Genomic DNA, 13266 nt, shown 5'->3' on the forward strand with positions numbered 1-13266 from the left:
TGTGACAGCCGGGGCGGGATCCGCGCGTTTTGTCACGAGACTGTCACATATTCCTGTTCCAAGGGCGTCTGCGCGCCACGGCGCGTGCCGGATCGTCGCGCGGGCGGCATAGTGACCGGCAGTGAAAGAACGGACCCACCGACATGCCTGAGACCTCCATCACCGCGCTGCTGAGCGCGATCCCCATGCCCGGCATCCTCGTCGGGCGGGGCGAACGGATCATCGCCGCCAACGAGCTGAGCGGGAACCTGTTCGGGCCTTCCATCACGGGGCGGCATTTCATCACCGTGATCCGCCAGCCTGCCGTGCTGGACGCGGTGGAGCACTGCCTGGCGGACCGGCAGGTGCACAAGACGCAGTACCTGTCGACCCGGCGCGGGCGGGAAACCCATTTCGAGGTCACCTGCTCCTACGTCGATACGGTCGTGGGGCAGGGGGTGGTGGTGGTCTTCCAGGACATGACCCAGGTGACCCAGGCCGAACAGATGCGCCGCGATTTCGTCGCCAATGTCAGCCATGAGCTGCGCACGCCTCTGACGGCGCTAATCGGGTTCATCGAAACCCTGCGCGGCCCGGCGAAGGATGACGCGGTGGCGCGCGAACGCTTCCTGGAGATCATGGGCCGCGAGGCGGAGCGGATGGAGCGCCTGGTGAAGGACCTGCTGTCGCTGAGCCAGGTGGAGGGAGAGGCGCGGGTGCGCCCGACGGAGCGGGTGGCCCTGCATGCGCTGATGCAGTCGGTCTGCCATGCGCTGGCCCCGCTGGCGCGCGATGCGGAGGTGGAGCTGCAGGTGACCGCCGATGTCGAGGAGGTCGAGACCCAGGGCGATCCGGACCAGCTGCGCCAGGTGCTGACCAACCTGGTGGAGAACGCCATCAAGTACGGCCGCAGCGGCAAGCTGGTGACGATGCACCTGTCCGCCCCGGCGGAGATGCCGGAGCTTCAGGGGCAGGGGGTCGCGCTGACCGTGACGGACCGGGGACCCGGCATAGACGAGATCCACATCCCCCGACTCACCGAGCGATTCTACCGGGTGGACAGCCACCGATCGCGCGAAATGGGGGGCACCGGGCTGGGCCTGGCGATCGTGAAGCACATCGTGAATCGGCACCGGGGCCGCATGCGGATCACCTCCCGCCTGGGCGAGGGGACGTCGATCCGGATCGTTCTGCCGGTCACCTGACCGCGCAACGTAACGATTCTTCAACAACTGCAGGGATTTGTCTATTTTCCGGCCCGCCTTTGCGGGCCGGTCTGCGTAAGGCACCATGGAATAAAGAGAAACGTTGTCATGTAACTGTTACAGAACTGTCGCAAAAGCATCGCGCGGGACCTCTAGCAGGGGGACGCAAGGCCGCCGGGGGATGGTGGCCTCTCAGAAAACAGGAGCATTCCATGTCCTTCATGAAACTGACCGCCTCGGCGCTTGCCGTTGCCGCCGTTTCCGCCACTGCCGCGTCCGCTCGCGACAACCTGCAGATCGCAGGCTCCTCGACCGTTCTGCCCTACGCGTCCATCGTCGCGAAGGCCTTCGGCGAGAACTTCGAATTCCCGACCCCCGTCGTCGAATCCGGCGGCTCCTCCGCTGGTCTGAAGCGCTTCTGCGAAGGCGTCGGTGAAAACACCATCGACATCGCGAACGCCTCCCGCGCGATCAAGTCCTCCGAAGTCGAAACCTGTGCCGCCAACGGCGTGACCGACATCATCCAGGTCCGCATCGGCTACGACGGCATCGTCTTCGCCTCCCAGATCGACGGCCCGGCCTACACCGCCTTCGAACCGGCCGACCTCTACAACGCCCTGGCACCCAAGGTGCTGAAGGACGGCGAACTGGTCGACAACCCCTACACCAAGTGGTCCGACTTCAACGCCGATCTGCCCGACAGCGAGATCCTGGCCTTCATCCCGGGCACCAAGCACGGCACCCGCGAAGTCTTCGAAGAGAAGGTCCTGGCGGCTGGCTGCGAAGCCACCGGCGCAATGGAAGCCATGGTTGCCGCCGGCATGTCCGAAGATGACGCCGAAGATGCCTGCATCTCCGTGCGCACCGACGGTGCCTCCGTCGACATCGACGGCGACTACACCGAGACCCTGGCCCGCATCGACGCGAACCCGAACGCCATCGGCGTCTTCGGCCTGGCCTTCTACGAGAACAACACCGACAAGCTGAAAGTGGCGACCATGTCCGGTGTCGAAGCCTCGACCGAGACCATCGCCTCCGGCGAATACCCGGTGTCCCGCCCGCTGTACTTCTACATCAAGAAGGCCCACATCGGCGTGATCCCCGGCCTGAAGGAATACGCACAGTTCTTCGTCTCTGACGAAGTTGCCGGCCCCGATGGTCCGCTGTCCGCCTACGGCCTGGTCTCCGACCCGGAACTGGCCGCCACCCAGGCCATGATCGAAAACGAAGAGACCATGTAAGGGTCTTCCGGGCAGCCCCCCCCGGGCTGCCCACCGAAACTTCGGGCCCCGACCGGCCTTTCCGGTCGGGGCCCTTTCGCCCTAATGCCCAATCCAGCGAGTATTCCATGCCTGCAACCTGGATCTTCCTGATCATCCTGGCGCTTGCCGTCATCGGATACGTGCTGGGCCGCAAGCGCGCCCTGGCTTCCGCAGGCGGGGACGCACGCCACCTGCATTCCCTGCCGACCTACTACGGGTCGAACGCCGCGCTCTTCGTGCTGGTCCCCTCGCTTCTGGTGCTGGTGGCCTGGCTCTTCGCGCAGCCGATGCTGATCGAAAACCGGATCACCCACATGATCCCGGAAGACCTTTACGAGACCGAAGGCGAGCTGAGCCTGGCCATGTCCGATGTGCGCCGGATCGCCGACGGCCTGGATGTCGCGGTGGAGCGCTACGCGCTGACCCCGCAGGAGGCAGGCTCGCTCCGGGTCGAGGATACCGATGTTCGTGCGCTGCTGGGCACCGTGGGGGTCGCGCTCGGCTCCGAGGTGCAGGCACCGATCCTGCAAGCGGCACAAAGCTGGCGGGAGATGACGAAATCCGGCAACCGGATCCGCACCGTCGTGGTTCTGCTGATCGCGCTGGCCGGGCTTGGCTACGCGGTGGCGCGCACCAACAAGGATTTCCGCGCCCGGAACGCGGTGGAAAAGGTGGTGAAGGCGCTTCTGGTGCTGGCCGCCTCGCTGGCGATCCTGACCACCGTGGGCATCGTCCTGTCGCTGCTGTTCAACACCATCGAGTTCTTCAAGCTCTACCCGGCGAAGGATTTCTTCTTTGGCACCACCTGGTCGCCCTCCTTCGGCGGCGGATCGCAGCTGGGCATCATCCCGCTGCTCTGGGGGACGCTCTACATCTCTCTCATCGCGCTGATCGTGGCCGTGCCGATCGGGCTTTTCGCCGCGATCTACCTCAGCGAATATGCCTCTCCGGCCGTGCGCGCCTTCGCCAAGCCGATGATCGAGGTCCTGGCCGGCATCCCGACCATCGTCTACGGCCTCTTCGCGCTGGTGACGGTGGGGCCCATGCTGCTGTCGGTCTTCGGGCCCGACAGCATCGGCTGGATGAAGGGCGGCACCGCCGTGATGACCGCGGGTCTCGTGATGGGGATCATGCTGATCCCCTTCGTCAGCTCCCTGTCGGATGACATCATCAACGCCGTGCCCCAGGCGATGCGCGACGGCTCTCTCGGCCTGGGCGCCACCAAGTCCGAGACGATCAAGCAGGTGGTCATGCCTGCGGCCCTGCCGGGCATCGTGGGCGCCATCCTGCTGGCCGCCTCCCGCGCCATCGGTGAAACGATGATCGTGGTGATGGGGGCAGGGGCCGCGGCCCGCCTGTCGCTGAACCCCTTCGAGGCCATGACGACGGTCACCGCCAAGATCGTCAGCCAGCTGACCGGCGATGCCGATTTCGCCTCGCCCGAGGCGCTGGTGGCCTTTGCCCTGGGCATGACGCTCTTCGTCATCACCCTGGCGCTCAACATCTTCGCGCTCTGGATCGTGCGCAAATACCGGGAGCAATACGAATGACCGACGCGACCGCAAATTCCCCGGCGTCAAATCCCGCGGCGCCGAAGCCGTCTACCTCCCTGCTGGAGCAGGACGCCCGCACCAAGAAACGCAACGCCCAGGAAGCCCGCTTCCGCTTTTACGGCATGGCGGCCGTCGGCATCGGCGTGCTGTTCCTGGTGGTGCTGCTGGTGGCAATCATCCGCAACGGCGTGCCCGCCTATACCCAGACCTTCATCGAACTGCCCGTGCAACTGACGGCAGAGAAGCTGGACAAGAACGGCAACCGCGACCTTGACGACATCAAGAAGGTCTCCACCTTCGGCTACAAGCCCCTGGTCGAGGCCTCGCTGATGACGCTGCTGCAGGACAAGGGGATCGAAACGCCGATCACCAAGGCCTCCGACCTGGGCAAGATGATCTCTTCCTCCGCGGCCGCGCAGGTGCGGGACACGGTGATCGCCAACCCCGATCTGATCGGCACGACGCATGTCTTCCGGATCCTGGCCTCCTCCCGCGTGGATGGCTACCTGAAGGGGCGCGTGACCCGTGAAAGCCTGGCCCGGGACAAGAACCTGGATGCGGAACACCTGGACGTGGTGGATGCGCTGAAGGCCGACGGGGTGATCTCCCGGCCGTTCAACTGGGCCTTCATCTTCGGCGCCGACTCCTCCGAAAGCCGCCCCGAACAGGCCGGGATCGGGGTGTCGATGCTGGGCTCGCTCTTCATGATGCTGGTGGTGCTGGTGCTGTCGCTGCCCATCGGTGTCGCGGCCTCCATCTACCTGGAAGAATTCGCGCCCAAGAACCGCTTCACCGACCTGATCGAGGTGAACATCTCGAACCTGGCGGCCGTGCCGTCGATCGTCTTCGGTATCCTGGGCCTGGCCGTCTTCATCCAGTTCATCCAGCTGCCGCAGTCCGCGCCGCTGGTGGGCGGGCTGGTGCTGACGCTGATGACCCTGCCGACGATCATCATCTCGACCCGGGCCTCGCTGAAATCGGTGCCGCCCTCGATCCGCGATGCAGCGCTCGGGGTAGGGGCCTCCAAGATGCAGGCGGTCTTCCACCACGTGCTGCCGCTGGCCATGCCCGGCATCCTGACCGGCACCATCATCGGCCTGGCGCAGGCGCTCGGCGAAACCGCGCCGCTGCTGCTGATCGGCATGGTGGGCTTCATCGCCTCCAACGTGCCCGACGGCATCGCCGCCGGTTTCCTGTCGCCCAACTCGGCCATGCCCGCCCAGATCTACGAATGGGCCAAACGCGCCGACCCGGCCTATTACGAACGTGCCTGGGGGGGGATCATCATCCTGCTGCTCTTCCTCATGACCATGAACATCATCGCCGTCATCCTGCGCCGTCGGTTCGAACGCCGCTGGTAAGATCTGGTAAGAGATAGGGGAACCGAACCCATGTACGACTCGCCCGCCCTGGAGAATGAAGTGAACAGCAAGAACATCAAGATCGCCGCCAAGGACGTTCAGGTCTTCTACGGCGACACCCACGCCATCAAGGACGTCAACGTCGAGATCCAGGACAAGACCGTCACCGCCTTCATCGGCCCCTCCGGCTGCGGCAAGTCCACCTTCCTGCGCTGCCTCAACCGGATGAACGACACCATCGACATCTGCCGCGTCGAGGGCGACATCCTGCTGGATGGCGAAGACATCTACGACAAGCGCGTCGACCCGGTGCAGCTGCGCGCCAAGGTCGGCATGGTCTTCCAGAAGCCGAACCCCTTCCCGAAGTCGATCTACGACAACATCGCCTATGGGCCCCGCATCCACGGCCTGGCCAAGTCCAAGGCCGACCTCGACGTCATCGTCGAAAAGTCCCTGCGCCGCGGCGCCATCTGGGATGAGGTGAAGGACCGCCTGAACGCCCCCGGCACCGGCCTGTCCGGCGGCCAGCAGCAGCGCCTGTGCATCGCCCGCGCCGTGGCCACCGAACCCGAAGTCCTGCTGATGGATGAACCCTGTTCCGCGCTCGACCCGATCGCCACCGGCCAGGTGGAGGAGCTGATCGACGAACTGCGCGACAGCTATTCCGTGGTCATCGTGACCCACTCCATGCAGCAGGCCGCGCGGGTCAGCCAGAAGACGGCCTTCTTCCACCTCGGCAACCTGGTGGAATACGGCGAGACCAGCCAGATCTTCACCAACCCGGTCGACCCCCGCACCGAAAGCTACATCACCGGCCGCATCGGCTGATCCGAACTCAGGGGTGAGGAGCCCGAACGACATGGCCCAACATATCGCAAGCGCCTACGACCGCGATCTGGAAACCGTCCAGGCCCATATCATGAAGATGGGCGGCCTGGTCGAACAGGCGATCCTGGAAGCCTCCGAAGCGCTGGAAGCGCGGGATGAGGAAAAGGCCGAGAAGGTCCGCCGCAACGACGTGACCATCGACGACATGGAAGAGATGATCCAGACCGAAGCGGCCCGGATCATCGCCCTGCGCCAGCCGGCGGCGGGGGACCTGCGCATCGTGCTGACGATCCTCAAGATCGCCGGCAACCTGGAACGTATCGCCGACTACGCCAAGAACATGGCCAAGCGGACCTCGGTCCTGGTGCAGATGCAGCCGATCGCGGGGGCCCACACCGCCCTGCGCCGCATGGCGCGGGAGGTCGAGGCGATGCTGCGCGACGCGCTTGACGCCTATATCCAGCGGGACGCGGCCCTGGCCCAGGACGTGATCACCCGCGACCGCGACGTCGACCAGATGTACAATGCGCTGTTCCGCGAATTCCTGACCTTCATGATGGAAGATCCGCGCAACATCACCGCCTGCATGCACCTGCATTTCATTGCCAAGAACACCGAGCGGATGGGCGATCACGTCACTTCCATCGCCGAACAGGTGGTCTATCTCGTCACCGGAGCCGCGCCCGAAGAGGCGCGTGTAAAGGGCGACAAGACCTCCACCGACCTGTCCGTTGCCCCCTCCGCGCCCCTGAGTGGAGACGAGTAAAATGCCCGCAGAACAGCAACCCACGGTCCTGGTCGTCGAAGACGAACCGGCCCAGCGGGAGGTCCTGGCCTACAACCTCGAGGCAGAGGGGTTCCGCGTGTCCCGGGCCGAGAACGGCGAGGAGGCGATCCTGCTGGTGGATGAGGTCGCGCCGGACATCATCGTGCTGGACTGGATGCTGCCGAACCTTTCCGGGATCGAGGTCTGCCGCCAGCTGAAGATGCGCTCCGAAACCCGTGGCGTGCCGATCATCATGCTCTCTGCCCGTTCCGAAGAGGTCGACCGGGTGCGGGGCCTCGAAACCGGCGCGGACGACTACGTGGTGAAACCCTATTCGGTGATCGAGCTGATGGCGCGGGTGCGCGCCCAGCTGCGGCGCACGCGCCCTGCCTCCATGGGGGAACGGCTGGAATACGAGGATATCGTTCTGGATGCCGAAACCCACCGGGTGGTCCGCGCGGGCAAGGAGCTGAAGCTTGGCCCGACCGAGTTCCGGCTCCTGTCCACCTTCATGGAGAAGCCGGGCCGGGTCTGGTCTCGCGATCAGCTTCTGGACCGTGTCTGGGGCCGCGACATCTACGTCGACACGCGCACCGTGGACGTGCACATCGGCCGCCTGCGCAAGGCGCTCTGCGCCCATGGCGGCAGCGATCCGCTGCGCACCGTGCGCGGTGCCGGCTACGCGCTCGGCTGAGGCAAACCGGGCAGGGGGATCGCCCCCCTGTCCAGCACAGCTCAAACCTGAGCATCACACCGCAACCACCTGCAATACCGACATTTTCCCGTAGGGCGGGTTTTCAACCCGCCAATGCTTCGTGTCCGACCCGCCAATGCTTCGCATCCAAGCCGCCGATGCTCCTGGTCACGTTGCCACTCCCGTCCCACGGCCACATCCCCCCGACACGCGCACCCAAACCGCGCTGCATGTCGCATCCATCCCGCAGGCCAACTCTCTGAAATTTCGGCGCCCAGGCGTCAATCCAGAGCGGTGATAGCGCCATGGTATGGAAGCGGCTGTAGAGGATGTCACAGTAGCGTCGGAAGTCGTAGCGTCGACGGATCTGCACCAGCTTCTCCGCCGGGGCGGCGCAGGATGATGGTGCGTCGGTGCGGCTTTCCAGAGGCCACGGCCCCCAGATCGCGCACCTAACTGCCCGCGACGCCCCGAACCGATCACCGCCGCAGCTCCCGACATCCTCACCCGCCAAGCGCCCGCAGCGCTGCCATCTCAATGCCACAGACCCGCTGACTGGTGGAGAAACGCGCAAACCCTCGTAAAACAAGGCGCCGGGGGCCATTCCACGTTCCGCACCCACAAATACTATAATCGGTATTATGTAATTTAACTGTGCTAACCAGACGCACCCGTTTGCGACCCGGCTACCAGATGATGCCCTTCGCTTCCTGCATCAACAAGGCTGAAAAACTTCTCCATTGCAACGCGTTACAGAGATCAGCGAACCTGTACCACCGCTCTGTCTGCTCTCTGCCCACAGGCTCCATCGCCATTGCGCCCCGACGCTTCCCTGTCGCCTGCGCTCCCACTCATCCATGTCAGAACAGTTCGACACCATTGCGCGGCTCGGGCTGCGGCTTGTGAATGGGTTCGACCACGTCCGGCGCCGCCGAAACCGTGCGCTGCATCACGCGCCCCTCGGACACGTGGAACCGGATCTGGCGCGCCGAATTGCCGCCCAGGCTCTTGCCCAGCAACGGAATGCCCTCACGCTCCAGGTACTCCACGACGAAGCTGCCGTTGGTGTGGCCGATGTCCGACAGTCCGTTGATCATGTTCGCGCCGCCAAAGACCTTGGCGTTAAGGCGCCCGCGCACGGCCCCCAGGCGCACCAGCCCGTTGATTAGCAGCTCCATCGCATTGACCCCGGCGTAGTCGTTCACGCCAAGCGCCGTATGCGACCGCGCCACCAGGATATGGTTCATCCCGCCGGTGCCTGCGACCGGATCCCAGACGCAGGTCGCGACGCAGGACCCCAGGATCGTGGTGATCGTGCCACCCTGGGTCCGCGACACGGCGAATTCGCCCTGGGTTATGTTGATGTTCGGGCCTTGCCCCCTGGCTTCCCTCACGTCGTCACTCCCTCACGTCCGGCGCCCGTCACAGGCGGTGCAGATCGCCTGGGCGATCTCCGGCAGCGCGAGCTGCTCATCCAGGATCCCCAGTTCCGCCGCGGCGCGCGGCATTCCGTAGACCACGCTGGTGTCCTCATCCTGGCCAATGCAAAAGGCTCCGTTCCGTTTCAATTGCTCCATGCCGCTGGCGCCATCCTTGCCGATCCCCGTCAGCAGCACCGCAACCACATCCCCCGCATTGTCCACGGCGGACATGAACAGCTCGTCAACGGATGGGATATGTCCGTTCCGTTTGGGCGCATCGATCGCCCGGATCTGGAAAGCGCGGCCCGCCCGGCGCACGCCGGTATGTTCCGATCCGCCCGGCGCCAGGTAGATGTGGCCTTCCTGCAGCGGCTCGCCATCCCGGGCCAGCTGCACGCGCTGCGCCAGCAAGTCATCCAGCCGCCGCGAAAAACTGACGAGAAAGCTTTCCGGCATATGCTGGGAAATCACGATCGGCGGACAGTTCGGCGGCATGCGCCGCAGCACCGTTTCCACGGCCGTCACGCCCCCGGTCGAGGCCCCAAGCAGCACCACCTTGCCGTTCCAGCGCCCGTAGCGCGCCTGGGGCACCTCGGCGTCCCGGTCCGGTCCGGGCATCTGGCCCTGGCCCCGGCGAAACCGCTTGGCCGTCCGCACCCGGGACACCAGCTTTTCCAGCGCCTCTTCCGTCATGCCGCTCAGCGGTTTGGGCAGCACATCGACCGCGCCCAGCGACAGCGCGCGCACCGCGTTTTCACTGCCTTGCTGGGTGACCGAACTGAACATGATCACCGGCATCGGCCGCAACCGCATCAGCCGCTCCAGGAATTCCAGCCCCGTCATCCGCGGCATTTCCACATCCAGGGTCAGGACATCCGGTTCCAGCTTCTTGATCATTTCCCGCGCCATGTAGGCGTCATTCGCCACGCCCACGACCTCGATCTTGGGGTCCTTGCTCAGCGCATGCCGGATCAGGTTCTGGACCGAGGCCTGATCATCGACGATCAGCACCCTCGTCACTGCGGACTGACTTGAAGTTTGCATTCTAAGCCCCTGCAAATCCGTTATTATTCAGATTAACGCCCGACCTACGTCGCTCCCTGTCGCATCGGGCGGCCCCGGTCGCGCTCAGAAATCCTCCCAGTCGCTCGCATCCAGCGCGGGGTTCGGCGCCAGCGCCAGGTTCCCCTTGGTGCCCCCGCCGGTGGCCTTCTTGCGGGCGGGCCTTGGGCGCTGCACCGGGCGTTCCTCGGTCGGCATGTCCTCGACCCGGAAGTGACCGATCGTCTCCGACAGGCTCTCCGCCCGATGGGCCAGCGCATGGCTCGCCGATGTGGTTTCCTCGAACATCGCCGCGTTCTGTTGCGTCACGTGGTCGATCTGGTTCACGGCGGAGTTCACCTGGTTCAACCCGATGCTCTGCTCCTTCCCGGCCTGGGCGATCTCGGCGATGTAATCGCTGATTTCCGAAATGGAGCTGACGATCTTCTTCAGCGTCTCGCCCGTCACGCCCACCAGTTCGACCCCGCGATTCACATGCTGGCCCGAAACCGTTATCAGCTGGTTGATCTCTGCCGCCGCATTGGCACAGCGCTGCGCCAGGGCGCGCACCTCGGTCGCCACCACGGCAAAGCCCCTGCCCGCCTCGCCGGCACGGGCGGCCTCCACCCCCGCGTTCAGGGCCAGAAGGTTCGTCTGGAACGAGATATCGTCGATGACCGAGATCACCTTGACGATCTCCTTCGACGAACTGGCGATCTCTGCCATGGCGTTTTCCGCCTCGTCCACCACGCTGCCGCTTTCCTCGGCCCGGGCACGCGCCTCCGTCACCACCTGGTTGGCGCGGGCGGCGCCATCGGCGGTCTGGGCGATATTCGTCGTCAGCTCGTCCAGGCTTGCGGCGGTGTCCTGCAGGGTCATCGCCTGGCGTTCGGTCCGCACCGACATCTCGTCCGCCGCCTTCACGATCTCCGCCGTCTCGCTCTGCATGGCAGAGGTCTGCTGCGCGATATTGCCCATGGCGCGGGTCAGATTGCTCAGCGCGTCGTTGAAATCCGTCCGCAGCTGCTCGTACTCCGGCGCGAAGGGCGTGTTCAGACGGGAGGTCAGATCGCCGTTGGAAATGTCGCGCATGCCGATGCGCAGCGCCTCCACCACCTTCTGCTGGGCCTGCTGCATGATCTTCTGGCGTTCCTCGGCATCGCGCAGCTGCGCCTGTGCCGAAGTCACGTCGGAGCCGATCAGGGTGATCCCGCTGGTGTCGCCACGGCTGTCGGTGATCGGGTAGATCCCGCCCTCGACCATCGCCTCGGCCCCGCCGGGGCAGCTGATCAGGAAGCGGCCCTGCACCGCCTCGCCCGCCATCACCCGCGCCAGCAGGCCATCGCTCTGGGCGCTGCCATCCAGGCGCAGGCAGTCGGTGAAGCTGGTGCCAAGAAGCTCCGCTTCCTCGCGGCCGATCATGGCGGTGAAATTCTCGTTCAGGCGGGTGAACTTGCCCGCGACATCGCATTCGACGAAGATCTGTCCGCTATTGATCGCATTCAGCACAGAGGTGCGCCGGCGGACCTCGGTCACGTCGACCCATTCCACCACCAGCCCGGCAAAGTTCTCCTCCTTGTCGAAGACCGCGTTCAGCTCGATCTGCACGCGCGCGTCGCCCACCCGGATATCGGTCTGGAACGGCAGCTTGTCGGGCTGCTGGATCAGGGCGCGGATCTGCCCGGGCTTGGCATGGAAGATGTCCATGTTGACGCCGATCAGGTCATCGGGGTCGAAGCTGGCCATGATCTTGCGGAATTCGCTCAGCTGGCTGCGCATCATCTCCCGCACGGCGGCGTTCAGGTAGGTAATGTTGAAATCGTGGTCCGTGATCATCAGCGCGGCGGAGGTAGAAGCCAGCGCCGCCGTCTGGAAGGCCATCTCGGACTGCAGCGCATGGGCCTTGCCCAGGGTGCCGCGCAGATCGTCCAGGTCGCGGGCGATACTGCCCAGCTCGTCTCCGCGTTTCACATGCGGCACCGGCGTTTCGAAATCGTCGTCCCGCACGGCAGTGATGCTGTTGCTCAGATCCCGCAGCGGGCGCGTGACGCTCAGCGCGATCAGCGTGCCCAGCACCGCGGCGAGAGCCAGGATGATCCCGCCATAGGTCAGCGTCGTAGACAGGAAGCTCGACACCGGCGCCAGGATTTCCTTGCGGCTCTTCATGGCCAGGAACAGCCAGCGTTCCCCGAAGACATCGGCGGGCGCGAAGCCGGTCAGGATATCGGGCACCGAACTTTGCGACGGCGGCACCTCGCTCACGCCGCTCTCTCCACGCAGGCCGGCGCCGATCGGGCTGGCGGGATCGATCCGGCTCGCGGTCCAGGAGGTCGCAGCGGTGCGCGGGCGGCCATCGGCGCCCAGGACGAAGGCCTGGCCGGTCGTGCCCAGCCCGCCGGTCTGGCCCAGGTTTTCGGTAATGGTGCCCGCGGTGATCCGGAAGGCGATCGCGCCCAGCGTCACGTTGTTGCCATAGCCCACTGGCGCGATGACGAAGGCGGACTGCTCGGGCAGGTCCAGGTAGTCGCCGAAGTCCATGAAGACCGGATCGCTGGAGGCATCCATCTGCATCACCGCCATCGCCTCGCGCAGGAAGGCCTGCTCTGCCAGGTCGCCCTGCCCCGCCGCGAAATCGGCGCCCTTCATCACGGTGTAGACGATATCGCCCTGCGGGTTCATCAGGAAGACATCCGCATAGCCGCCACGCTTTGCCAGGCCCCGGAAATGATCGTGGAAGCGGGTATGGACCAGCGAATAGACCGATCCGTCCCCGGCATCGGTCAGACCGTCCCGTTCCTCTGTCCCGTAAAGCCCGCGCAGCTGGGTCGCGGCCGTGGGACCCAGCGTCGCCCAGGCGGCGTTGAAGCTGCGCAGCGCGTTGTAGACCAGCGCGTTGCGCGACTGCATCTGCAGGTCGGTCAACACATGTTCGGACCAGTTTTGCAGCGCCCGCGCCCGGGCCTCTGCGATCTCCACCAGCTCGATCTCGCCGCTTTCCATCAGGGTGCGTTTCGCGGTCGAATAGGACATGTAGCCCATGATGCCCAGCGACAGCGCCACGATGAGGAAGAAGAAGGCAGGCAGGCGCAGTGCGATGCGAAGTCTGGAAAGGCCCATGTGGTTCCCCTGGTTATGCGTCCCGATTGACCGTTTCGG

Annotated in this window: 10 protein-coding genes; 7 read left to right on the forward strand and 3 right to left on the reverse strand. The window is 65.1% G+C overall.

Going from position 1 to position 13266, the window contains the following annotated elements:
• The first annotated feature begins 143 nt into the window (after positions 1–143).
• From AC2IR1_RS12585 to phoB, 7 genes are all read left to right on the forward strand, one after another.
• A complete protein-coding gene (locus AC2IR1_RS12585) occupies positions 144–1184 on the forward strand; it encodes a sensor histidine kinase (protein ID WP_486472314.1) in 1041 nt (346 codons plus the stop codon).
• A 212-nt stretch (positions 1185–1396) separates the two neighbouring features.
• A complete protein-coding gene (locus AC2IR1_RS12590; protein WP_486472315.1) occupies positions 1397–2425 on the forward strand; it encodes a substrate-binding domain-containing protein in 1029 nt (342 codons plus the stop codon).
• A 107-nt stretch (positions 2426–2532) separates the two neighbouring features.
• Complete coding sequence (pstC, locus tag AC2IR1_RS12595) at positions 2533–3996, forward strand: phosphate ABC transporter permease subunit PstC (RefSeq protein ID WP_486472316.1); 1464 nt, start codon at positions 2533–2535, stop codon at positions 3994–3996.
• On the forward strand, positions 3993–5360 hold the full coding sequence (pstA, locus tag AC2IR1_RS12600; protein WP_486472317.1) for a phosphate ABC transporter permease PstA: 1368 nt from the start codon (positions 3993–3995) through the stop codon (positions 5358–5360). The genes pstC and pstA overlap by 4 nt, the downstream gene beginning before the upstream one ends.
• Positions 5361–5390: 30 nt before the next feature.
• A complete protein-coding gene (pstB, locus tag AC2IR1_RS12605) occupies positions 5391–6188 on the forward strand; it encodes a phosphate ABC transporter ATP-binding protein PstB (protein WP_486472318.1) in 798 nt (265 codons plus the stop codon).
• A gap of 31 nt (positions 6189–6219) precedes the next feature.
• The gene (phoU, locus tag AC2IR1_RS12610) at positions 6220–6954 is read left to right on the forward strand and encodes a phosphate signaling complex protein PhoU (protein ID WP_486472319.1); all 735 of its coding nucleotides are present in this window, start codon (positions 6220–6222) and stop codon (positions 6952–6954) included.
• A gap of 1 nt (position 6955) precedes the next feature.
• Positions 6956–7648: a phosphate regulon transcriptional regulator PhoB gene (gene phoB / locus AC2IR1_RS12615; RefSeq protein ID WP_486472320.1), complete on the forward strand. Its 693-nt coding sequence runs from the start codon at positions 6956–6958 to the stop codon at positions 7646–7648.
• A gap of 860 nt (positions 7649–8508) precedes the next feature.
• On the opposite strand, the gene AC2IR1_RS12620 is transcribed toward phoB, so the two are convergent.
• The 3 genes from AC2IR1_RS12620 to AC2IR1_RS12630 all read right to left on the reverse strand — a co-directional run bounded on the left by AC2IR1_RS12620 (position 8509) and on the right by AC2IR1_RS12630 (position 13227).
• Entirely contained in the window at positions 8509–9042 is a 534-nt protein-coding gene (locus tag AC2IR1_RS12620) for a chemotaxis protein CheD (protein ID WP_486472321.1), read from the reverse strand.
• A gap of 12 nt (positions 9043–9054) precedes the next feature.
• Positions 9055–10113 (reverse strand): protein-glutamate methylesterase/protein-glutamine glutaminase, encoded by a 1059-nt coding sequence (locus tag AC2IR1_RS12625; RefSeq protein ID WP_486472322.1) that lies wholly within the window; start codon positions 10111–10113, stop codon positions 9055–9057.
• 84 nt (positions 10114–10197) lie between these two features.
• On the reverse strand, positions 10198–13227 hold the full coding sequence (locus AC2IR1_RS12630) for a methyl-accepting chemotaxis protein (protein ID WP_486472323.1): 3030 nt from the start codon (positions 13225–13227) through the stop codon (positions 10198–10200).
• Positions 13228–13266: the final 39 nt, after the last annotated feature.

It is taken from the genome of Pseudooceanicola sp. NS-SX8 (genome assembly GCF_057380755.1).